The sequence below is a fragment of the Dellaglioa sp. CoH-56-MRSF-11 genome (assembly GCF_056782135.1).
Map to the genome: position 1 here is coordinate 1 of NZ_JBXAYE010000054.1, position 365 is coordinate 365.

The 365-nt window shown below is 60.0% G+C and carries 1 protein-coding gene; it reads left to right on the plus strand.

Features of this window, described 5'->3' with window-relative positions; translation table 11 throughout:
• Nucleotides 1–365, plus strand: a 365-nt coding sequence (locus AC1RPT_RS07810) for a hypothetical protein (protein ID WP_481762987.1), incomplete at both ends; no start/stop codon positions are given.

The window sequence follows — 365 nt, forward strand, 5'->3', positions numbered from 1 at the left end:
GGCCATGACAGCAACACCCGTATCGGGACGGTTGTGGGCATCGAATTCGGGGGTCGTGTGGCGGAAGTCGCGAGCGACTACGACGAGAATGAGACGGATTTCATCCGAATCGATCAATTGGTTCCGTACGATCCTCCGCGTGCAATCGTTGAGGGTTCCGAGGTGCGTCTCTCGCAAGGGCAGCTGCGGATCGGGACCGTGACTGGCATCAGCGATATGGACTGGGGCGACGGAAGTCTGATCCGGGTCGATCTGGATGGCGGTGGCGAGCAGACGTTCGACCGATACGATCTCGCGGTCTATGTCGAGGCTGATTGCAAGGTGCCCCGGAAGCTGATTGGCCTGTCGTTTGGGCGCTGTGTTGG